The organism is Fructobacillus parabroussonetiae (assembly GCF_018437265.1).
Classification (GTDB): domain Bacteria; phylum Bacillota; class Bacilli; order Lactobacillales; family Lactobacillaceae; genus Fructobacillus; species Fructobacillus parabroussonetiae.
Genome location: NZ_JAAMFL010000008.1, coordinates 18,271 through 41,618, shown reverse-complemented (window position 1 = coordinate 41,618; position 23,348 = coordinate 18,271). Strand labels below are relative to the sequence as shown.

General features: G+C 47.4%; 21 protein-coding genes. All 21 read left to right on the top strand.

All coding sequences use genetic code 11. The features are described 5' to 3' along the window. Positions 1 to 158: 158 nt before the first annotated feature. The 21 genes from G6R30_RS05105 (at position 159) to G6R30_RS05010 (ending at position 23,274) form a co-directional block, all read left to right on the top strand. Positions 159 to 1,898, top strand: a complete 1,740-nt coding sequence (locus G6R30_RS05105; protein ID WP_213822136.1) for an ABC transporter ATP-binding protein — start codon at positions 159 to 161, stop codon at positions 1,896 to 1,898. Next, positions 1,891 to 3,663 carry an ABC transporter ATP-binding protein gene (locus G6R30_RS05100; protein ID WP_213822134.1) on the top strand — a complete coding sequence of 591 codons (1,773 nt, stop codon included), beginning with the start codon at positions 1,891 to 1,893 and terminating at the stop codon, positions 3,661 to 3,663. Before G6R30_RS05105 ends, G6R30_RS05100 begins: the two co-directional genes overlap by 8 nt. A gap of 83 nt (positions 3,664 to 3,746) precedes the next feature. Further along, positions 3,747 to 4,982, top strand: a complete 1,236-nt coding sequence (locus tag G6R30_RS05095; RefSeq protein ID WP_213822132.1) for a glycosyltransferase family 4 protein — start codon at positions 3,747 to 3,749, stop codon at positions 4,980 to 4,982. Between the two features lie 2 nt (positions 4,983 to 4,984). After that, complete coding sequence (locus G6R30_RS05090) at positions 4,985 to 6,052, top strand: LTA glycolipid anchor biosynthesis glycosyltransferase, IagA/BgsA family (protein WP_213822130.1); 1,068 nt, start codon at positions 4,985 to 4,987, stop codon at positions 6,050 to 6,052. 12 nt (positions 6,053 to 6,064) lie between these two features. Continuing rightward, positions 6,065 to 7,093, top strand: coding sequence for a lysylphosphatidylglycerol synthase transmembrane domain-containing protein (locus G6R30_RS05085; RefSeq protein WP_213822128.1), 1,029 nt, complete (start codon positions 6,065 to 6,067; stop codon positions 7,091 to 7,093). A 1-nt stretch (position 7,094) separates the two neighbouring features. Continuing rightward, positions 7,095 to 7,349 carry a DUF1797 family protein gene (locus G6R30_RS05080; protein ID WP_213822126.1) on the top strand — a complete coding sequence of 85 codons (255 nt, stop codon included), beginning with the start codon at positions 7,095 to 7,097 and terminating at the stop codon, positions 7,347 to 7,349. A 25-nt stretch (positions 7,350 to 7,374) separates the two neighbouring features. Further along, entirely contained in the window at positions 7,375 to 9,489 is a 2,115-nt protein-coding gene (locus G6R30_RS05075) for an LTA synthase family protein (protein ID WP_238476803.1), read from the top strand. A 103-nt stretch (positions 9,490 to 9,592) separates the two neighbouring features. Beyond that, positions 9,593 to 11,605, top strand: a complete 2,013-nt coding sequence (gene uvrB / locus G6R30_RS05070) for an excinuclease ABC subunit UvrB (protein ID WP_213822124.1) — start codon at positions 9,593 to 9,595, stop codon at positions 11,603 to 11,605. A gap of 62 nt (positions 11,606 to 11,667) precedes the next feature. Then, a complete protein-coding gene (uvrA, locus tag G6R30_RS05065; protein ID WP_213822122.1) occupies positions 11,668 to 14,544 on the top strand; it encodes an excinuclease ABC subunit UvrA in 2,877 nt (958 codons plus the stop codon). Positions 14,545 to 14,816: 272 nt separating this feature from the next. Further along, positions 14,817 to 15,170: a hypothetical protein gene (locus G6R30_RS05060; protein ID WP_238476802.1), complete on the top strand. Its 354-nt coding sequence runs from the start codon at positions 14,817 to 14,819 to the stop codon at positions 15,168 to 15,170. Positions 15,171 to 15,173: 3 nt separating this feature from the next. After that, positions 15,174 to 15,350 (top strand): hypothetical protein, encoded by a 177-nt coding sequence (locus G6R30_RS06230; RefSeq protein ID WP_238476801.1) that lies wholly within the window; start codon positions 15,174 to 15,176, stop codon positions 15,348 to 15,350. Positions 15,351 to 15,514: 164 nt separating this feature from the next. Beyond that, entirely contained in the window at positions 15,515 to 16,834 is a 1,320-nt protein-coding gene (locus G6R30_RS05055) for an APC family permease (protein ID WP_213822120.1), read from the top strand. A gap of 138 nt (positions 16,835 to 16,972) precedes the next feature. Further along, positions 16,973 to 17,572 (top strand): aggregation-promoting factor C-terminal-like domain-containing protein, encoded by a 600-nt coding sequence (locus G6R30_RS05050; RefSeq protein ID WP_238476800.1) that lies wholly within the window; start codon positions 16,973 to 16,975, stop codon positions 17,570 to 17,572. 103 nt (positions 17,573 to 17,675) lie between these two features. After that, on the top strand, positions 17,676 to 18,227 hold the full coding sequence (locus tag G6R30_RS05045) for a YqeG family HAD IIIA-type phosphatase (RefSeq protein ID WP_213822118.1): 552 nt from the start codon (positions 17,676 to 17,678) through the stop codon (positions 18,225 to 18,227). 6 nt (positions 18,228 to 18,233) lie between these two features. Further along, complete coding sequence (yqeH, locus tag G6R30_RS05040) at positions 18,234 to 19,397, top strand: ribosome biogenesis GTPase YqeH (protein WP_213822116.1); 1,164 nt, start codon at positions 18,234 to 18,236, stop codon at positions 19,395 to 19,397. Beyond that, positions 19,397 to 19,711, top strand: a complete 315-nt coding sequence (gene yhbY / locus G6R30_RS05035) for a ribosome assembly RNA-binding protein YhbY (protein ID WP_213822114.1) — start codon at positions 19,397 to 19,399, stop codon at positions 19,709 to 19,711. The genes yqeH and yhbY overlap by 1 nt, the downstream gene beginning before the upstream one ends. Before the next feature lie 14 nt (positions 19,712 to 19,725). After that, positions 19,726 to 20,319 (top strand): bis(5'-nucleosyl)-tetraphosphatase (symmetrical) YqeK, encoded by a 594-nt coding sequence (yqeK, locus tag G6R30_RS05030; RefSeq protein WP_213822112.1) that lies wholly within the window; start codon positions 19,726 to 19,728, stop codon positions 20,317 to 20,319. Between the two features lie 12 nt (positions 20,320 to 20,331). Beyond that, a complete protein-coding gene (rsfS, locus tag G6R30_RS05025) occupies positions 20,332 to 20,694 on the top strand; it encodes a ribosome silencing factor (RefSeq protein WP_213822110.1) in 363 nt (120 codons plus the stop codon). A 59-nt stretch (positions 20,695 to 20,753) separates the two neighbouring features. Beyond that, entirely contained in the window at positions 20,754 to 21,515 is a 762-nt protein-coding gene (locus G6R30_RS05020; protein WP_213822108.1) for a class I SAM-dependent methyltransferase, read from the top strand. Continuing rightward, entirely contained in the window at positions 21,512 to 22,699 is a 1,188-nt protein-coding gene (locus G6R30_RS05015; RefSeq protein ID WP_213822106.1) for a nucleotidyltransferase, read from the top strand. The genes G6R30_RS05020 and G6R30_RS05015 overlap by 4 nt, the downstream gene beginning before the upstream one ends. Positions 22,700 to 22,701: 2 nt before the next feature. Beyond that, positions 22,702 to 23,274: a YceD family protein gene (locus tag G6R30_RS05010; RefSeq protein WP_213822104.1), complete on the top strand. Its 573-nt coding sequence runs from the start codon at positions 22,702 to 22,704 to the stop codon at positions 23,272 to 23,274. The last annotated feature ends 74 nt before the right edge of the window (positions 23,275 to 23,348 follow it).

The following is a 23,348-nucleotide window of genomic DNA, read 5'->3' as shown; positions in this document are numbered from 1 at the left end:
TCTGTCCATGGAAGGACGTTTATCTTTTGCCTGAATGGTGGTAAGCTAAGTGAAAGAAAATTGGCAGTGGGCAAAGCCCAAAATCGACGGAAAACCGTCAAAAGGACTCTTCAGTGGAAGAGTCCTTTTTAAAACATTGCCGGATTGGAAGTATCAAGATGGGATTACTCCTGACATACGCAAAACCCTATTGGAAGAAAATCATTGTTGCCGTGCTTTCGGTGACTTTGTTAGCCGCTTCAACCTTGGCTCAGCCACAGTTTTTGGAAAAGATGATGACGGCCATTATTCAAGATCAATCCGATGTGATCTTGAAAAATGGTGTTTTTCTATTGGCCTTAGCCTTTGTGGGGATTGCCGCAGGTATCACGGGCACCTACTATGCCTCCCAGGTTTCACAAGGTGTCGCAGCCGACATCAGACGAGCCGAGTACGAAAAAATCCAGGCTTTCTCGCTTCAACAGGTCCAGTCATACAGTTCGGCTAATTTAGTGGTTCGATTGACCAATGATATTAACCAAGTGCAGCAACTGGTGATGCAGATGTTGCAAATGGTTCTTCGAGTGCCCATGATGTTTTTGGGTGCCATTATCTTAGCTATCTGGACGCTGCCTTCCCTTTGGTGGGTGGTTTTGTTAATGATTGCCTTGATTGTGTTGTCTTCAAAACGCATCTTTTCTATGATGGGTGGTTACTTTGGCAAGATTCAACAACTCATTGACCAAAACAACACCCTGGCCCAAGAAAACCTCGCCGGCGTTCGGGTGGTCAAGTCCTTTAACCAACAGGGGCAAGAAGAGGCGTCCTTTGCCGATAACACCAATGAATTAACGGCGGTTAACCGCCGGATCGGCTACCTCTTTAACCTGATGTTCCCGATTTTTATGTTGATTTCCTATGCAGCGATCGCGGCGGCTTTGCTGTTTATTTCCACTTCGATTAAAGAAGCCCCCGATCAGTTAGCAAAAATCACACCCTTCATTACCTATCTGAACCAAATTCTGATGGCTCTTTTGATGCTGGGGATGATTTCGACTTTTGCCTCCCGTGGCTTTGTGTCATTAAAGCGTATCGGGTCGGTGATGGCAGAAGAAACAGCCCGTCTTGATAAAGAAGCGGCGGGTCAGCCAATCGACAAGGCGGCCTTTTTAACCAAGGGGTTGCGGGTTGAAAAGCTTTCCTTTACCTATCCAAAAGCAAAAGAACCCGTTCTAAAGGACCTGTCCTTCGAACTCGCAGCCGGACAAACGCTTGGTATCGTTGGCTCAACGGGTTCTGGAAAGTCGACTTTGGCCTTGTTGTTAGCTCGGCTCTACCAGCCGACAGCTGGAACGATGACCATTGACGGCGAGGATGTTCAGAATATTCAGGCCAGTGATTGGCATCAGGCCGTGGGCATCGTGATGCAAAAGCCCGTTCTTTTCTCCGGAAGCATTGAAAAAAACTTACGGATGGGAAATCCTGATGCTAGTCAAGAAGAATTAGCTGCTGCCGTACGGGCGGCGCAGGCCGAGGACTTTGTTCAGGCCTACCCAGATGGCCTCGCTCACGAGATTTCCGAACGATCGGCTAACCTGTCTGGTGGTCAGAAACAGCGTCTGTCCTTGGCTCGTGCCCTGGTCAAAAAGCCCCGGCTCTTAATCCTCGACGACGCGACCTCGGCACTGGATGCCCGGTCCGAAAAGCGCGTGCAAGAAGTCTTAGAGAAGGACTTTTCGAAGACGACAAAGGTGATTATTGCCGAAAAGATTGCCTCGATTATCCACGCCAATCAGATTTTAGTTCTCGATGAGGGCCGGATTGTGGGCGTTGGTTCTCACCAGGACCTGCTCGATCAAAGCCCGATTTACCAAGAAATTTATGCAAGCCAAAAGGGGAAGGGGGCCGACCATGAATAAATTAAAAGAAGCGATTGCTTATTTTATCAACTACCTGAAGCCCTACTGGAAGGGCTTGTTGGTGGCTGCTGTCTTTGTTTTGGCTGGTACCTATGCACAGATTAAGGCCCCGCTGTACCTGGGGGATGCGATTTCAGCCTTGACGAAATATGTGACCGCGGCACTCACGCCAGGTGGTCATGCCTCCTTGAATGATTTTTACCAGGCCTTGCTGGCCATGGTACTGTTTTACCTACTGTCTGAAATCGGCTTAGTCCTCTCGGGCCTTGTGATTTCCCGCGTTTCTTCTGATTCTGTTGGTCAGATGCGCTTGGGCCTTTTCTCAAACTTACAAAAGAAAACTATTCGTTATTTTGATTCTCACCAGGATGGTAAGATTTTGTCGCTGTTTACCTCCGATTTGGATAATGTTTTTAACGCGATGAACTCGGCGGTTTTTCAGATTTTCTCCCAGGGTGTGCTCTTCCTTGGCATCATTTGGATGATGATGGAAAAGTCGTTGACGATGGCTCTGGTCACCATGGCCTTGTCACCATTGGCCATTTTGGTTGCCCTTTTGATTGTCAATAAGGCCCGTAAGCAAATTGAGCAGCAGCAACAAGCAACTGGCGATTTGAACGGTTACATTAACGAGCAACTATCCGGCCAAGCGGTTCTCTTAGCTGAAGGCCAGCAGCGGGCTTCCATTGACGCCTTTGCCCCATATAATGACAAAGTCCGTCAGGCTAGCCAGAAGGGCCAGTTCTATTCTGGTCTTTTATCGCCATTGATGCAGGGCTTTTCGCTTTTGAACTTAGCCATTGTGATTTTCTTTGGATCCTGGTTGGTTTTGCATAATGGAATGGATAAGGCGGCGGGGTTGTCCTTAATCGTTGTCTTTGTCACCTACTCACAGCAGTATTTCCAACCCATTTCTCAATTGACTGCCATTTATAACCCACTTCAGTTGGCCATCACGGGTGCGAACCGTATTCGGGATGTTGAACAAAAGCCAAACGAAGTCAACGATGGCAAGAAAGTGGCCGGACCATTGAAAGATGGTGTGGTGTTGTCACACGTTGACTTTGCTTACCAGCCGGAGCGGCCAATCCTAAAGGATGTTTCCATTGACGTTAAGAAGGGACAGATGGTCGCTTTGGTGGGGCCAACGGGTTCCGGTAAGACCACGGTGATGAATTTGTTGAATCGTTTTTATGATTTAACTGCTGGTGAGATCACTTATGATGGCACGTCGCTAGCCGACTTTGATTTGCGCTCACTTCGCAGTCGCGTCGGCATTGTGCTGCAGGAATCCGTCGTCTTTTCAAAGTCGATTCGCGATAATATCGCCTACGGGAAACCGGATGCTAGCCAAGAAGAAGTCGAGGAAGCGGCAAAGCAAGCCAACATTCACGACTTTATCATGACCCTGCCGCAGGGTTACGAGACGATGGTGACAGGCGCGGATAACCTTTTTTCAACCGGTCAAAAGCAGCTGCTGTCGATTGCCCGAACGATTCTGACCAATCCCGATTTGCTCATCCTAGATGAAGCAACGGCTAACGTTGATACCGTGACCGAAGAAAAGATTCAAAGGGCGATGGAAAACGTGATGAAGGACCGAACGTCCTTTGTTATCGCCCACCGTTTGAAAACGATTTTGTCGGCCGATCAGATCGTTGTGCTGAAGGACGGTCGCGTGATTGAAAAGGGATCGCATGATCAATTAATTGCGCAAAAAGGCTTCTATGCCGAGCTTTACTATAACCAAATGGTCTTTGATTAAACGGGGACTGCTTTGGCTGGGGTCTTTAAAAATGGTATAATGTTAGCATTACGCTTAGCGACACGATGCAATGGGGGCAAACCATGAAAATTGGCTTATTCACGGATACCTATTTCCCACAGGTTTCTGGAGTAGCGACGTCCATTCAAACTTTGAAAGATGCCTTGGAAGAACAAGGACACGACGTCTATATTTTTACAACAACGGATCCAAAAGTTGATAAGCATACGCCAGAGGAGGGGATTTACCGTTTCTCTTCTTTGCCATACTTTGGTTTCAAGGACCGTCGATTAACTTTTCGTGGCCTCATTCAGGCAGTCGAGATCGCCCGCGAACTCGATTTGGACATTGTCCACACCCAAACGGAGTTTTCACTTGGCCTGATTGGTAAATACGTGGCCCGTCGATTAAAGATTCCGGCCGTGCATACTTACCACACCATGTATGAGGACTACACCCATTACGTGGCCCGGGGAATGCTCTTAAAACCATCAGCCGTTTCACACTTGGTCAAAGCCTATTTGAAATCCATGGATGGCTGCATCGCTCCATCGGAGCGGGTAAAGGAAAGCTTGCTCTCCTATGGTGTGGATGATATTCCAATCCCCGTGATTCCAACGGGTGTTGCCGTCAAGGAACTGGGCGCTGGTAAGGAAGACTTGCACGCCAAGTATGGCATCAAGCCAGGCACGCCAGTTGCCTTGTCGCTGGGTCGTTTGGCCTTTGAAAAAAACATCGCCATGACGATTTCGGCCTTTTCCGAAATTTTAGAACAATTGCCAGATGCCCGTCTCATTATTGCGGGGGATGGCCCTGCTAAAAAGTCCTTGCAAGAGCAGGTGGAAGATCTTGGTTTACAGGATTCGATTACCTTTGTTGGGATGATTGACCACGATCAAGTGGCCGACTATTACCGTTTGGCAACGGTCTTTGTCTCGTCTTCTGATTCTGAAACACAGGGGCTGACTTTTATTGAGGCCTTAGCTTCGGACCGACCATTTGTGGCCATTCATTCGCCTTATTTGGATCAGTTGGTAACGGACCCAGCCATTGGTCAGCTAGTCGACGACTATGATGCCTTTCGCGATGCCATGCAGGCCTATCTGCAGCGGCCAGCCACTGAAGCAGATCGTCAGATCCGCCAGGCGGCTGTTAAAAACGTGGATGCCACGACGTTTGCAAACCGCGTCCTTGCCTTTTACCGCGAGGTTATCGACAACTATCAGCAAGATGAAAATAGTGATGATTCCGATCAGTTGAATGACGACGAAATCGGCTATATCAAACGATTGTTACGAAACCCATTTAGGAGAAATTGACTTTGAAAGTCCTTTTATACTTTGAAAATCAAAAATGGATTGCCCAATCGGGTATCGGACGGGCCATGCGCTTGCAACAAGCAGCCCTTGGACCAGTTGCTGACGTGACGGTGACGACTGACCCGAAATGCGTTGACTATGATGTTTTGCACATTAACACCTACGGTGTTAATTCCATGCACATGGTGAAAAAGGCGCATAAGATGGGGAAAAAGGTGGTTTACCACGCCCATTCGACCTATGAGGATTTCCGTAATTCCTTCTTTGGCTCGAACCTGCTGGCACCGCTATATAAGAAGTATTTGGTTGCCTTGTACAGTCGAGCGGATGCTTTGGTGACGCCAACCCCTTATTCCAAGTCATTACTTGAAAACTACGGTTTGAAGCAACCCATTTACCCCGTGTCAAACGGGATTGACTTAACAAAATACGAACCCGATGACAAACGGATTCAAGCCTATAAGGAATACTTTGATATCAAGGAAGGGCAGCAGGTTGTCATGTCTGTGGGGCTCTTCTTCGAACGCAAGGGTCTCTTTGACTTTATCGAATTAGCCAAGCGCCATCCTGAAATTACCTTTATTTGGTTTGGTAGCACGAACTTGGCCATTGTGCCAGCCAAGGTTCGGGAAGCCATTGAACATCATCCGGATAACCTGATTTTCCCTGGCTACATTACGGGTGACATTATCAAAGGCGCCTATGCGGGTGCTGATCTCTTTCTTTATCCGTCATATGAAGAAACCGAAGGTATCGTTGTGCTGGAAGCGTTGGCCTCAAAGCAGCGCTTGTTAGTTCGGGACATTCCGGTCTATGATGGTTGGCTGGTCGACCAAGAAAATTGCTATAAAGCAAGTGACTTGGATGACTTTGACAAGCAAATGGTCGCCATTCTTTCGGGACAACAAGAAGACTTGACGGCAGCCGGTTATCAAGTTGCCAAGGCGCGTGACCTTCACCAAGTTGGTGAGGTATTAGGTCAGGTTTACCGGGCGACTTTGGACGAGAAAACACTGCCATTGAACGAAAACGGCATGGTTCATCTCGGACTATCGGATCACCACGCTTAAGGAGTTCACCCTATGTCACGTCGAAATCAAATTTCCGCCGTCATTGTCTTACTGACGACGGGCTTGGTCATTTATTACTTGGTTAATGAGCTGTCCGGTCGTGGAAAGCAACTCGAAGCGGCCTTAAAGGTTTTGGACTGGCGCTTTTTGCTGGTCGGCTTTTTTATGATGGTTGCCTCCTTAGTGCTAGAAGCCTTTGCGACGCACGCCTTACTTAGCCAAAAAGACCGGTCGGAAACCTCTTTTGGGACGCTTATTCGTGTGCCATTGATGAATCAGTTAGGGGTGGGTTTGACGCCCTTTGCAACTGGTGGTCAACCGGCCCAATTGTACGGGCTGACACGGGGCAAGATGCCGGCTTCACGAGCACTTTCTGTCATTTTGATGAAGTTCCTAGTGTATCAAGTTGTCGTCGTTTTGTTCTTTATTGTTGGCTACTTTGCCGCTGAGAACTTTATCTATCAAAACGTTAACCCGGCCTTTGCCACCTTCATTCCCTTTGCCATCGCGATTCACGCCGTGGTCATCCTTGGCATTTTATTAGTGATGTTTTGGCCAACTTTGTCCTTGAAAGTCGTTGACCTTGGTGCTAAATTAATCTCAGGACTTTACAAGGGAAAGAGTATTCCGCAAGTAAAGGAAGGCGCCAAGCAAAAGATTATGAGCTTTCATGAGGAGTCGAAACGAGTGCTTCGTTCCGGCCGCTCCTTGTTCGTGGCAACGATCTACACGGCTTTGCAGTTGATGGCACTCTACGTAGTGCCATACTTTGTGATTCGAGCCTTTGGTTACGCCTCGGTTAATCCTTGGCTGATTATTGCCATGAACATTATGATTGTCATGGTCATCTCGCTCTTTCCAATTCCAGGTGGCGTTGGTGGTGCGGAGCTGTCCTTCCAATTGCTCTTTACACCCTTTGTTAAAAATCCGGCTACCTTGGTCCTCGTGATTTTGATTTGGCGTTTAATTACGTATTACTTCGGTCTCTTTGCTGGTATTTTGGCCTATGTCATTCCGACAAAGGAAGCAAAGAAAGGTTGATATGTCTGAAGAAAAGAGTCAATTACAAGATATTTTAAAGCGTTTGTTCGCCATGGAAAAGGCAAAGGACGGTCGCTTTCAAAAACGGCGCTTCGATCTTTACGGCCTCGAATTACTTCAGGTCACCTATGATCAGGAAAACCAGGATTGGGATATTTTGGACCACCGCTTGAAAAAGCATTATCATTTTGATGACGTCGATTTAGTTGCCATTGAAATATACGATTTGCTTCGTGATGTACAGCTGACCTTCTAGGTCAGTTTTTGTGAGGAATAAAAAAATGTTACACAAATTCATGGATGCCGTTAAAAAGCGTTTTACCTGGTCAACGATTAAAGCTTCTGGCCCTTGGTGGACCAGCCTAACTGGCTTTTTTGTTCTAAACCTGATCTTGGTTTGGTTGAAGACCTACCTGAATTACTTCGCTAACTTTTCGTTGGGGGCCTCGGGTCCGGTTCAGCTATTCCTGCTTGCATTGAATCCAATCCCAACGGCGATTATTCTCCTTGGGATTGCCCTTTATTTCCGTGGTCGCTTGGCTTACTTTTTAGTTTGGCTTTTTAACCTAATTCAAACGCTCTGGCTCTTTTCCAACATGCTTTACTACCGAGAATTTTCGGACTTCTTGTCCTTTGGTATTCTTGGATCGGGTTCATCGACGGGTAATAACCTAGGTAAATCGATTGTGGCCATTATTCGGCCAACCGACTTTTTGGTTTATGTCGATTTGATTGTTTTGGCGGTTTGCTTACTCTTTAAGTTTTGGCCCATTGATAAGAAGGGCTTGGCCAAACGCTATGCTTTCTTGACAACTTGCCTTGGGGTTGCCTTGATGTTTGTTGACTTTGGGATTGCTTCGGTCGACCGTTCCGGTTTGCTGACGCGTTCTTTTGACAACAACTACATCGTGAAGTATTTGGGCTTAAACGAATATGCTGCCTTTAATGCTTTTCAAACAAAAAAGCAGTCGGATTCTCGTAAGGAAGCGACGGCTAAGGACCTCAAAACGGTTCAAAACTTTATTAACGAGAATAACATTCCAGCCAACACCTCTTATTATGGTTCGCAAAAGGGGAAGAACGTCTTCGTTATTCACTTGGAGTCCTTCCAGCAGTTCTTGATTGACTACAAAGTCGATGGACAAGAAGTGACGCCAAACTTGAACGCCTTCTATCACGATCAAAACACGCTTTCTTTTGACAACTTCTATAACCAGGTTGGGCAGGGAAAGACGTCCGATGCCGAAATGATGCAAGAAAACTCCCTCTATGGCTTGTCCACTGGCTCGGCAATGACCAAGTATGGTAGTTCAAACACCTTTGAGGCCATGCCTGGTATTCTTGGTCAGCAGGGCTATACGTCGGCTGCCTTCCACGGGGATGTTTCGACCTTCTGGAACCGAAATAATACCTACAAGTCCTTTGGTTACAACTACTTCTTCTCGAAGAATTACTATCCAAATTCCGATAAGGCCAACTACTCCGTTGGTTACGGCTTGAAGGATAAGATTTTCTTGAAGGACACTGCCCAATACATTGAACAGTTGCCACAGCCTTTCTATGCGAAGTTGATTACGGTTACGAACCACTATCCATATACTTTGGATAAGGAAAACACGGACTTCCCAGCTACCCAGACGGGTGATTCGACGGTTGATGGCTACGTGCAAACGGCCCATTACTTGGATGAAGCCTTCGGGGAATTGATGGCCTACTTGAAGAAGACGGGCTTGTACGATAACTCGACCTTTGTCTTGTATGGGGACCACTATGGTATCTCTGAAAACCACCAACCAGCCATCGCTAAGTTGCTGGGTAAGGATTCCGTGAACAACTATGACTTGGCCAACTTCCAAAAGGTGCCATTCATGATTCATGGTACTGGTTTGCAAGGTGGTATTAACCACACCTACGGTGGCGAAATTGATATGATGCCAACACTTTTGCACTTGCTTGGTGTCTCAACTGACGGCTTGACGATTTTCGGACACGATTTGCTCTCACAGCAAAATCCACAAACCGTCGTCTTCCGTAACGGTGATTGGGTCACGCCTACCTTTACTAAGTATCGAACAGAATACTACGACACGAAGACGGGACAGAAGCTCTCGATGGCGTCGAATCCGGCTTTGAAGGCAACGGCTAAACGAGTTCAGGCTTATGCGGATAAGTCTCTTTCTTACTCGGACAAAGTCATTACCGGCGATCTACTACGATTCGACAAGAATCGTTTGAACGCCTATACGGTCGATAAATCATCCTATGATTATCAAAAGGCTTCTGCGTTAAAGTCGTTGAAGCAGAATCAAAAATCGAACCCAACCTCGCTTCTGGCACGAAATAACTACCAGACAACAACGGGCGATTACCAGACGAGCGCACCAGAATTAAAGTAGTGCGTTCGATACAAAATAAAAAACGAGCAGATGTGAGATATAGAACATCTGTTCGTTTTTTGTTATACTAAAGCTAAATGTTAATTGCGTTCAGGAGGCAAAAATGGTTGAACCAAAGCGAACAGACGAACAGTTTCACGTTGTCTCAAAGTACCAACCAACCGGTGATCAACCAAAGGCGATTGACCACCTCGTGAATGGCCTGAAAAACGGCGAAAAAGAACAAATCCTTCTGGGGGCAACCGGAACCGGAAAGACTTTTACGATTTCAAATGTGATTGCGCAAAATAACAAGCCAACCCTTGTGCTGTCGCACAACAAAACCTTGGCAGGCCAATTGTATTCGGAATTGAAGGAGTTTTTCCCGAATAACGCGGTCGAATACTTCGTTTCATATTATGACTACTACCAGCCCGAGGCCTATGTGCCATCCTCTGATACCTTTATCGAAAAGGATTCGGCGATTAACGATGAAATCGATCAGTTGCGTAACTCGGCGACGGCTTCGCTCTTTGAACGAAACGACACCATTGTGGTGGCCTCCGTTTCCTCCATCTTTGGATTGGGTGATCCCCATCAATACAAGAATCACGTCATTTCGTTGCGAGTGGGCAATGAATACGGTCGTAACCAGCTAATGCACGACTTGATTGACGTTCAGTTTGCACGTAATGACATCGACTTTCAACGTGGAACCTTCCGGGTACGCGGTGATGTTATTGAAATTTTCCCATCATCGCAAGATGAGTTGGCACTCCGTGTCGAATTTTTTGGTGATGAAATTGATCGAATTCGCCAAGTTAATGCCCTTACTGGACAGGTGGTTGCTGAAAAGGACTACGTCGCAGTTTATCCAGCTAAGCACTTTATGACCGATGATGAGCGGATGCGACAGGCTCTGATTGGCATTCGAGAAGAGATGGAGGAGCAGCTCAAGGTCTTTGAAAAAGAGGGCAAGTTGCTCGAAGCCCAACGATTGCGTCAACGAACGGAATACGACTTGGCCATGCTGCAGGAAATGGGCTTTACACCTGGAATTGAAAACTATTCACGGTGGATGGACGGCCGAGAAAAGGGCGAGGCGCCCTACACGTTGCTCGACTTTTTCCCGGATGACTTTTTAATTGTTGTGGATGAAAGTCACGTGACGATGCCACAGGTTCGCGGTATGTATAACGGTGACAAGGCGCGCAAGGAAACCTTGGTGAACTATGGTTTCCGACTGCCATCAGCCTTGGATAACCGGCCGCTTAAGTTGCCGGAATTTGAAAAGCACGTTAACCAGATTATTTATATGTCGGCCACCCCGGGTGATTATGAACTGGAACGAGTCCCTAAAAAGGATGTCGTCGAACAAATCATTCGACCAACCGGTCTGCTGGACCCAGAAGTTGAGGTCCGTCCAGTAATGGGGCAGATTGATGATCTGGTTGGTGAAATTAATAAGCGAATTGAAAAGGACGAGCGTGTCTTTATCACGACGCTTACAAAGCGCATGTCCGAAGACTTAACGGATTATCTAAAGGATGTGGGAATCAAAGTTGCCTACCTGCACTCGGATATTAAGACGTTGGAGCGAACAAAAATCATCCGCGAACTGCGCTTGGGTAAGTACGACGTCCTCGTTGGGATTAACTTGCTTCGTGAAGGAATCGATGTGCCAGAGACTTCTCTGGTCGCCATCTTGGATGCTGACAAGGAAGGTTTCTTGCGTAACCCACGCTCGCTGATTCAGACTATTGGGCGTGCCGCTCGTAACGCTAACGGACACGTGATTTTGTATGCCGATAAGGTAACCAAGTCCATGAAGTGGGCCATGGATGAAACAGCCCGTCGTCGTGAAATCCAAATGGCCTATAACAAGGAACACGGCATTACGCCACAAACGATCAAGAAGGATATTCGTGACTTAATCTCCTCGACGAAACCAAGCGAGGCGGCGGAATCCGTTGATATGACCGAGGTCGACTTTGCGGACTTGCCAAAGTCGGATCAGACCGATATTTTGGAGAACCTGGCCGCCCAAATGCGAGCTGCTGCGAAGGAGCTGGACTTTGAAACCGCGGCAAAGGTTCGTGATAACATCATGAAATTGAAAAAGCAGGCGGGTCGTTAAAGGCGATTCGCCCGATCGAACGATGAAGTCTAAAAGGGACTTTTTAACAAGTAGAGGATAAAATGGCTAAGAACAAAATTGAAATTCGAGGCGCACGTGCGCACAATCTAAAAAATATTGATGTTGATATTCCCAAGGAATCATTGACCGTTGTGACGGGGCTATCCGGTTCCGGTAAATCTTCCTTGGCCTTTGACACACTCTATGCCGAAGGTCAGCGACGTTATGTTGAATCTTTGTCAGCCTATGCCCGCCAATTCTTGGGGCAGATGGACAAACCCGACGTTGATTCGATTGACGGCTTATCGCCAGCCATCTCGATTGACCAGAAGACGACGTCGAACAACCCCCGTTCAACGGTTGGAACGGTGACTGAAATTGCCGACTACTTCCGTTTGCTCTTTGCCCGCGTTGGGAAGCCGGACGACCCGGCGGATGGCACAAAGATCATGCAGACCATCGATCAGATGGTCGATTATGTGCAAAAGCAGTTGGCCGAAGGGACGCGCCTGCAGGTCTTTGCCCCCGTCATCGAGCACAAGAAGGGGACGCACCAAAAGACTTTTGAAAAGATGCAAAAGCAGGGGTACCTCCGTGCCAAAGTCGATGGACAAGTCATCGAGCTGGATGACCAAGATGAGTTGACGCTTGATCGAAACAAGTTCCACGACATTTCGGTAATGGTTGACCGTGTGGTCTTGCGGGATGGTTCGCGTTCACGACTGTTTGATTCCATTGAAGCGGCGACCAATTTGGCCAATGGGCTGGTGGTCTTGGAACCCGTTGCGCGTGAGGGAGAAGAAGTTCAAGACAGCCTTCGTCTGTCGGATCACTACCTTGGGGAATTAAAGGATTTCCGCCCAGGACGTTTGGAGCCCCGTCTCTTTTCATTCAATGCGCCCGATGGGGCCTGCCCTGTTTGTCAGGGCTTGGGTTCAAACCAGGAAGTGGATATTGATTTGGTCATTCCAGACGATACACTGACTTTGAAAGAAGGGGCGATTGCGCCTTGGAACCCGATTTCATCGAACTATTACCCCGCCTTGCTGGAGCAGTTCTGTGAGCAATTCAAGATTGACTTGAACACCCCCTTTAAGGACTTACCAAAGGATCAGCAGGAAATGGTTCTCTATGGTTCGGGTGAAAAAAACTTTCATTTCCACTTCAATTCAGACTTTGGTGGGGTGCGTGACGTTGATCAACCCTTCGAAGGTGTGATGAACAACATTGCGCGTCGCTTTAAGGAAACGAATTCCGACTTTACCCGTGAGGTGATGGCCCAATACATGACGAAGCTAACCTGTCCAGCTTGTCATGGTTATCGCTTGAATAAGGCGGCCTTGTCAATCAAAGTCGCTGGGCAAAACATTGGGGACGTGGCGAACTTGCCCGTTAATGATGAATTGACTTTCTTTAACGGCTTAACGCTCGGCCAGCAGGACCAAGAAATTGCCCAACCAATTTTGAAGGAAATCCGCGATCGTTTGGGCTTCCTCCAATCCGTTGGTTTGGACTACTTGACTTTGTCCCGGTCTGCTGCCACCTTATCGGGTGGGGAATCCCAGCGAATTCGTTTAGCAACGCAGATTGGTGCCAACTTGTCCGGTGTGCTTTATGTATTGGATGAGCCTTCGATTGGGTTGCACCAGCGGGATAACGATAAGTTGCTGGCTTCCATGCAGGCCATGCGCGACTTGGGGAACACGCTGGTTGTCGTTGAACACGATGAGGACACGATGAACGCGGCGGATTATCTGATCGATGTTGGCCCTGGAGCCGGTTCACTCGGTGGTCAAATCATGGCCGCCGGAACGCCAAAGGAGGTCATGGCGAATCCAAATTCTTTGACGGGGCAGTACCTGTCTGGAAAGAAGTTCATTCCCGTGCCAAAGTCTCGTCGAAAGGGTAATGGGGAAGAGATCATTATCCGCGGTGCCAAGGAAAACAACCTGAAGAACGTGACGGCCAAGTTCCCACTCGGTAAATTCGTTGCGGTAACCGGGGTTTCCGGTTCTGGAAAGTCGACCTTGGTCAATACGATTTTGAAGCGGGCCTTAAAGCAGAAGCTGAATAAGAATTCAAACAAGCCTGGTGCTTATCGGAAGATTGAAGGGGTCGAAAACGTCGAACAAGTCGTCGACATTGACCAGTCGCCAATTGGACGAACGCCTCGTTCGAACCCGGCGACCTATACGGGCGTCTTTGACGATATTCGGGAACTCTTTGCCCAAACAAACGAAGCCAAGCTGCGTGGGTATGCCAAGGGCCGCTTCTCCTTCAATACGAAGGGGGGGCGCTGTGAAAACTGTCGCGGTGATGGTGTCATTAAAATCGAAATGAACTTCCTGCCGGATGTTTACGTGGCCTGTGAGGTTTGTCATGGCACTCGTTACAATTCCGAGACTTTGGAAGTGACTTATAAGGGGAAGACGATTTCGGACGTCTTAGACATGACGGCAGAGGATGCCTTGGACTTCTTTGCACCAATTCCAAAGATTGCCCGTCGCTTGCAAACGATTGTGGATGTTGGCCTTGGCTACGTGAAGTTGGGGCAGTCCGCCACGACTTTGTCCGGTGGGGAAGCGCAGCGAATGAAGCTGGCTTCCGAATTGCACCGTCGGACGAACGGTAAGACCATCTACATTTTGGACGAACCAACGACTGGCTTGCACACCGACGATATCGAGCGCCTTTTGCAGGTTCTCAACCGTCTGGTGGACAACGGGAACACGGTGACGGTTATCGAACACAACTTGGATGTGATTAAGTCCGCTGACTGGATCATTGATCTTGGCCCCGAAGGAGGCGCTGGCGGTGGCCAAATTATTGCCACCGGGACCCCTGAAAAAGTCGCCAAGAGTAAAGAATCTTATACGGCCAAGTACCTGAAGGAAATCATGGATCGTGATATCGCTCGGGAAAAGGCGGAAAAGAAGTAAAGAAAAAGCAAAAAGTCTGGCTAAAAGCCGGACTTTTTGCTTTTTTAAGCATTTTTTTGAATTTATCTAGAATAGTGATAGACTAAACTTAGCTTTGCTTGTGCTGCCTTGTATTTATTTTCGAATATTTACGAACCCTTTTAGCAACTTAAAAACTGAACCATTTGATTTGATTTCTATCTTACTAAATCGTCCCTATTATCCGATTTTAATTGTGGACAACGTTTGCAAAACTGTAATGTTGCATTACTTATTTAGAAGGAGAAGGAAAATTGGTTGAATCAATTGCTAAATCAAAGAACAAAGACTTTGCGGTAAGTCTGATTACCCCATGGGTTAAGGGAAACATGTTTGTTTCGGATGATGATATTTTAAAGGTCCGGATGCAAAATACGATTTTCTTTGGTCTGATTCCTGCTGGAATGACAAAGGATAATTCACCATTGTCTAGTGTGTCAAACGTTTACACTTCAAAAGAATACAAGCTCTCAAACATTATTATTGGCTTGTTGCTTGCTATTTTTGGTGTGATGTCACTTGGATCAAGCTTCATGACTGGTTTGATTTTGGCAGTGATCGGGGTGCTCTTGATCGGTTCTGGTATTAAGACGACTTTTGCCTATTAACGAATGGGCATTGAAAAGCGGATTGAATTCCCATTTTTCGAAGCGAACCACGTTGATGAATTTGAAGAAGAAGTTGTCAGCCGTATCGCAGCTTTCCAAGATGATCGAAACGTTCGTAAGCAAAGTGAATCAAATGCACAAACGATTTCTGATGCCATTCGTGGAACTAAAGAAGATTAATGAGTCATCATATTCGATTACTTTAAAACAGCCAATGTTTCGTCATTGGCTGTTTTTATTCGCTTTGAATCTCTATCAAAAGCTTTTTATCCACTTAAATTAAAAACATGTTAAAATATTTAGTATTGAAATAAATGAAATCAGTGAAAAAAGGAGGTCGAAGAATGGAAAAAGAAGAACTAAACCGGGGGTTTGGTCTTTGGTCCTCACTCGCTTTGGTGATTGGAACTATCATCGGCTCAGGTATTTTCTTTAAACAAGGATCGGTCTTACAAACGGCTGGCTCGACCTCCTCGGCCTTACTGGCCTGGTTGGCTGGTGGTGTCTTGACTTTGACGGCTGGAATGACGGTTGCCGAAGTCGGCTCACAGATGACCGAGACAGGTGGTATCTATATTTACCTGACGAAACTATACGGGAAGACGATTGGTTATTTAGCAGGCTGGATGCAGGTTGTCTTCTACGGTCCAGCCATGATGGGGGCGATTGCTGCCTACCTTGGCTTGCTTTTCACCTCGTTGTTTGGCTGGCATACCGGCTGGTCGGTTCCGGTTGGGATGGTGGGCCTTGGCATCATTGGCTTGATTAATTCGGTTCCCAACCGTGCTTCCGCCTCTTTCCAGGTGTTGACGACAACGATCAAGCTTTTGCCAATCGCTGCTTTGATCATTTTCGGCCTCTTTTTCGGCAAGCAAGACGCCTTGTCACAAACGCTGTCAGCAACGATGCAGACAAGCGGTGGTGGCTTTGGTGTGGCCGTTTTGGCAACCCTTTTTGCCTACGATGGCTGGGTGACGCTGGCCAACATTTCGGGTGAGATTAAAAATCCACAAAAGACCTTGCCAAAAGCGATTATTTACGGCATTTTGATTGTGATTGTCGCCTTTGTTGGTGTTTCTTACGGCACCTACCGGGCCTTGCCCGCTGACAAGATTGTCGCCCTTGGTTCGAATGCGACCGTCCATGTGGCCGAGCAGGCTTTTGGCCAATTTGGTGGAAAGCTCTTGTCCGTGGCCATCCTCATTTCGTTGATGGGGACCTTGAATGGAAAAGTCGTGTCCTTCCCTCGTGTGCTCTTTGCCATGGCTAAGAAAGGGGACTTTCCCTTTGCCAAAGCCTTTGCAAAGTTGAACGATAAGTCCAAGACACCTAATTTGGCCATCTGGTTCATGATTGGCATTGGTTATTTGATGATGTGGATCACGGATCCCAATAAGCTGACGGACTACGCCGTCTTCATTACTTTTCTTTTTTACATTCTGGCCTTCATCGGTGCTTTCATCTTGCGCCGGCGTGATCCAGAGGGAAAGAACCGGGACTTCTCCATGCCCCTTTATCCGCTGATTCCAATCATTGCCATCGTTGGTTCCATCTATGTGGAAGTGTCAGAATTAACCAACGATTTGCAAGGAGTGTTGATTTCCGTTATAATTGTTCTATTGGGTTGGCCAGTATACCACTGGTTGAATAAGAAAAATAGATAAAAAACACCACACGAACGCCCGCTCAACGCGGTTGTTTTAACAGATAGACAACGGAGGTTTGATTACTTATTCTCTTGATTAAATAAGGCTTTCCTTGCTTTAATCTTCAGATAATCTTTATCGGGAATAATGTAAGACATGATGTTTAATAAAATTTTACTTACGAGTGTTGCAGTTGTTGGTCTTGCACTGACAGCTGTCAACTCACAATTTAATAGTTCTAAATCCACGACTGACCAAGCTGCTAAGGTTGCTGGCTCTGTCAATGGTAAGACGGTCAAGACGGCTGTTTCATCATTGGATAACATTAAGAGCTTAGAAACTGCAGCCGTCAGTCAAGAAGCTTCTTCTGATTCTGATGCATCAACGCAAGATACATCAGCAGATGACACTTCCAGTCAAGCAGCACCCGCTGCTGCGACTGCGGTAAGCACCCAATCAAGTACTGCAACGACTTCTACGGCATCTTCTGCCGCAACGACTACGACGACTTCTGATGCTTCCGGTGATATCAACTGGTTGATCCAACGTGAATCCGGCGGAAACGTCAATGCCCAAAACGGTTCTTTCTATGGAATCGGACAGTTGTCAGCATCAGCTTACGCAACTTATGCGGCTGGTCAAGACTATCAAGGTAACTACGCGGTTCAATTGCAAGCTATGCAAGGATACATTGCTGCTCGCTATGGATCAGTTGCCAATGCCATTGCGCATTTCCAATCAAACGGTTGGTACTAAACCAATTGTTGACGGATGGAAGACCCCTTTCGGGGTCTTTTTTTGTTCCGGAACACCCCTCTTTTCGTGTATAATAGAACTAAATAATAAAGTGAGAAACGCCATGGTCCTAAACTTTTTAAAACCAACTTACAGTGTCAAATCGGTTTACGATTTATCCGTTCCTGAATTGCAAAAGCACCACATCAAGGCCGTGTTGACCGACTTGGATAACACGCTTTTGGCTTGGAATAATCCACAGGGAACCCCTGAGCTGCATGCGTGGTTAAAGGAAACGAAGGCCGCTGGGATTGAAGTTATTGTGGTTTCCAACAATACTTGGGAACGTGTCCAAAAGGCCGTTGGCGACTTAGACGTTGATTACACCGCCTGGTCATTAAAGCCCCTGCCTCGCGGCATTTTAAAGGTTTTAAAGGAACGTGACTTGAAAAAAAACGAGGTCTTGATGGTCGGTGATCAAATGCTGACGGATGTTTGGGCCGCTCATTTGGCTGGGGTGCCCTCCGTTCTGGTTGAACGTTTGATTGAATCGGACATGTGGCAAACTTGGGCCAATCGTTTTTTGGAAAATGGTGCTAAGAAAATCATTTATAAGAAGAAAGGCTTGGTGTTTTACGATTCCCTCACTGAAGCCGTACAAGCAAAGGAAGACTAAGCCAATATGGTAGAAGAACAGCCGAACGTGGCAACAAAAGAAGAAGTAACCGCTGCTCTTGAAGAAGGGCTTTATTGCATTGGTTGTGGCGCTAAAATGCAGACCACTGACAAAGAAGAAGCGGGTTATTTACCAATGTCGGCTTTGCAAAAACAGCTAGAATCAGAGCAACTTCTATGCCAACGCTGTTTTCGCCTGCGTCACTACAACGAGATTCAACCGGTCTCATTGACGGATGATGACTTTATCCGGCTCTTATATCAAGTCTCAGAAGACAGAGCACTCATCGTCTATGTCTTGGACCTCTTTGATTTTTCTGGCTCAACCATTCCCGGCCTGCCACGTTTTGTTGGGGCGGATAACCCGATTTTTGTTGTCGGGAACAAGGTTGATTTACTACCAAAGTCCTTAAAGGCAAACAAGATTAAAGACTGGGTTCGTGGTCAACTAAAGGAACAGGGCATTAAGCCGGTTGATGTGGCTTTGACCTCAGCGGCCCATCCAGCTAATTTGGATGCTATTTTGGCAAGTATCGATGAGTTACGCGCCGGACGAGACGTTTACGTTGTGGGGACGACGAACGTTGGGAAATCCACGTTAATTAATCAGATTATTAAATCAAAGACCGGGGTGCAAGAGTTGATTACCACTTCTCGCTTCCCAGGGACCACACTGGACCAGATTGCCATTCCGCTCGATGATGGCCGTTCGCTGATTGATACGCCGGGCATTATTAAGGCGTACCAATACGCCCATCAAGTGGCGGATAAGGACTTGAAGTACGTTCTGCCGAAAAACGAGATCAAAGCGCGTACTTATCAACTGAATCCGGAGCAGACCATCTTCATTGGTGGATTGGCTCGCTTTGATTTGCTAACAGGGGTCTCGGATCAAAAGACCTCGGCAACTTTTTATTTTGAGAACAACTTGAACTTGCACCGGACCAAAATGGTTGGTGCCGACGACTTTTACGAGAAACACCATGGTGGGCTCCTTGCTCCCGTACCTAAAAAAGAGGGTGCGAAGCTGATTGGGCATGAATTCAAGACGAAGACGACCGCTGATTTGGTCTTTGCCGGTCTTGGCTTCATTACCTTACCAGCTGGTGTGACAGTCAAGGGGTACGCGCCAGAAGGTGTTGCCGTATTTTTGAGAAAGGCCATGATTTAATGCAATTAACAGGTAAACAAAAACGATACTTGCGTTCGCAAGCAAATACTTTGAGCCCAATCTTTTCAATCGGAAAGGCCGGTGCTTCAGAAGAGTGGTTAGCTGAAGTTGAAAAGGCCTTGGCAAAACGAGAACTAATCAAAGTCAACGTGCAACAGGGGGCCGATGTAATGGCGAAGGATCTGGCAGCATTTATTGAGGCGAAATCCGCCATCACAGTTGCCCAAGTCATTGGAAAAACCGTTCTTTTGTATGAAGAAGCAAAGGACGCCAAGTACGTCAAGTACTCCTTAGAAGTCAATAAACTCGCATAAGTTTGGAGGGCAGTATGACGGTCGAATTGGATGAAAAACAGATGGCAAAGTTGAAAAAGGTGATGGCTGAACATCTCTCAAAACATCGTTTTGAGCACTGCCTGCGCGTTTCAGACTACGCCGTCAAGTTAGCCAAGCAAAATGGTCTTGACCAACAGGAGGCCGCATTGGCGGGCTTGGTGCATGATTATGCCAAGGAACGCAGCCAAGCCGATTTCTTAGCCAAAATCGATGCGACTGGCCTCCCTGCTGATTTAAAAAAATGGGGCAATCCCATTTGGCACGGCGTCGTTGGCGCAGCATTCGTTCAAGATGAACTAGGCATTGAGGATCCAACCATCTTACAAGCAATCCGCCTCCATACAACGGGTGGCGGTCACTTGGAAATGACGACTTTGGACAAAGTCGTCTTCATGGCTGACTACTTGGAAGAGGGGCGTGACTTTCCCGGCGTTGAAACAGCTCGTCGGGTGACGGATGAATCCCTCAATCAGGGCGTCTTTTACCAATTGGCCCACACGCTGTCTTATCTGGCTTCAAAAGAACAGGTTATTTACCCGAAGACTTTTGATGCCTACAATGATTGGGCACAGTATTTGAAACAGTAAAAAGGAGATCACATGGTCGCAGAAAGTAAGGAACTCTTGCAAACCGTTTTGCAAGCCATTGACAACAAGCGTGGCGAAGATTTGACGGCATTGGACATGTCGGGTGTCTCGCTCTTAGCTGATTACTTCGTCTTGGCTTCGGCAGGTTCAACCCGTCAAGTGCAAGCGATTGCCCGTGAGGTCAAAGAGGAAGTGGTTGCTGCTGGTTATCCAATTGACCACATTGAAGGCTTTGAAAAAGGCCAGTGGGTGGTTCTTGACTTAGGCGATGTGATTGTCCATGTTTTTGATGAAGAATCACGTGACTTTTACCACCTTGATAAGCTTTGGTTCGATGCCAAGGCTATCGATCTGTCAGAATACATCAACGATTAAGTCCATGGGGCCATTTGGGTTTTACTCAAGTGGCCCTTTCAACGTGAAAGGAGGCCGCCATGGCCGAAGAAGAACAGCCCTATCAAACTTTTGCTTCGCTCTACGACGAGCTCTTTGACGGACAGTTATACGATGACTGGGCGGATCTGGTTAAAGAACAAGTGCCAGTTGGTAAAATCCTCGACTTGGGTGGCGGTGCCGGTCGCTTAGCGGTTTTGCTGGCCCAATCCGGGTATCAAGTGGACTTGTTAGACCTGTCTTCGTCCATGCTCAGTCTGGCCCAGGATCACGCAGCTGACGCAGCGGTTGATCTCCGGTTGTTGCAGGCAGACATCCGTGACTTTTCGGACTGGGAAGAGCGTTATCCAGCCATCGTTTCCTTTGCTGATACCCTGAATTACTTGCCGAGTCGAGACGACTTTCTCGCCGGTATTCGCCAGGTTTATGAACACTTGGAAGATGGTGGAACCTTCCTCTTTGACGTCATTACACCAAAGATGGTTAATGTCGATTATGAGGATTTTTACTATAACAATGATGAGGATCCAGAAAAGATTTTCATGTGGACGGCTTTTTTTGGTGAAGAAGAAAACTCAGTGGACCATGATTTGAAATTCTTCCTCTACGATGAGAAGCTGGACGCTTTTAAAATCGTACGAGAGGTTCACCATGAGCAGACCTATCCACTCGCTGAGTATGTAGCGATGCTAAAAGAAGTCGGCTTTACGAAGATTGAATTAGGCGCGGACTTTTTTAAGAAAGAAGCCGATGAAAACGACAGCCGTTGGTTTATTCGTTGTCAAAAAGGAGCGACAAAATGAAAGCAGTTGGCATCATTGCCGAATACAATCCCTTTCATAATGGCCATGCCTACCACTTACAGGAGGCTAAGCGTGTCACGGGCGCAGACGTTGCCGTTGTTGTCATGTCTGGAAACTTCGTGCAGCGGGGCGAACCGGCCATTTTGGATAAGTGGGAACGGACAAAGCTCGCCTTGCATAACGGGGCGGACCTGATGGTTGAATTGCCCGTTTTTTCCGCTGTGCAACCCGGCCATCTTTTTGCCGAGGGGGCCGTTCAGATTTTAGCGGCGCTCGGTGTTGACGAGTTGGTTTTTGGTTCCGAACATCCTGAGATTGACTTTTTAGACTTGGCCAAACAAGCAGAAGCGATTCAGGGTCAGGATGGCAAAGTCGATCGAACACAGACCTATGCGGCTGCCTATGCCAGTGAGCTGGAAGCGCAGACGGGCTTTAAGTTGGAAGATCCCAACGATATTTTGGCTTTTTCCTACGCCAAAGCCGTGTTGAAACTCGGCGTTTCGATGACGCTTCGACCAATTCCCCGAAAGCAGGCGGCCTATCACGATCAAACCATTGATGCTGATCAAGAAATTGCCTCAGCCTCGTCCATCCGCCTCGCGCTTCACAAGGGAAAATGGGACAAAGTCGAGCGAGTTGTCCCCAAAGATACGCTGCAGGCCCTGAAAGAAAAGCCGAACACCTTGGCTTTTGAGGGGATTTTCATTCAGCTTCTGCGTTATCGCTTGCTGACGGATACGGTTGGCCAACTTGGCCAGGTTTACCAGATGGCCGAAGGCCTGGAGCACCGTTTGGTTGGTGTTGCGACGGCAAAGGAAGCCCCACAATCCTACCAGTCCTTCATCAAGGCGGTGAAATCGAAGCGCTACACCTTTGCCCGCATGCAGCGGACCATGTTGTACACGCTCTTAAATATCAAAGTCGATCAGATGCAGGCCGCCATGGCCGATTCATACATTCGGCTCTTAGGCTTTACTTACCAGGGGCAGGCTTATCTTTCGGAAGTGAAACGCCGTGCACGGTTGCCAATCATTTCGCGTGTTGACCAGGGCTTGGCCAAAGCAAACCTCCGTCTGGACTATAAGGCCGGATTGATTTGGCAACTGCTGGCCGACCAGGCTGGAAGCCAAGAGAGTCAAGACTTGACCCGCCGTCCCATTCATTACATTAAAGAGAAGGAGTAGTCATGAAATTTCTGAAACAACAACTGAAAAAGCATCGCAACGAGCCGCTGCAATTCGAAGAAACGCTGGATCTGAATCCGTTGATTCAAGAGCGCTTTAGCGACTTGATTTTGACGGCTGAACCCGTGAAGGTGAGCGGAACGGTGGCGGTGGATGATCAAGATGATTATCAGTTACAGGCGACTTTTCACGCGGATTTGACACTTCCTTCCTCCCGTTCGCTTGCACCCGTTTCTTGGGCCGCTGATTTGACCATTGAAGAAACCTATGTGGAAGACCCGAAGAAAATTGAGCAATTCGAAGAGGATGCAGCGGTCTTTCCGCTCGTTGAAAACGCCATTGATTTGGATCAGGCCGTCCTGGATAACCTGGTGTCTGCCCTACCTTTTCAAGTGTTGACGGAAGATGAAAAGGCGGGGGCGCCGCTTCCAGAAGGAAAGGACTGGCAGGTGATTTCCGAAGCGGAATTCTTACAAGAACATCCAAAGGAAGCCGCCGAAGGAGACGAGGCAGCCGAAGCGGAAACGGTTCTTGATCCACGGTTAGCAAAATTAGACGAATTCTTTAAAAAATGAGATAATAAATGAACCTGTGGTAAAATACCATTAAAAGAAATTCATTTATGAGTGGCAACGAACGACTTTGAGTC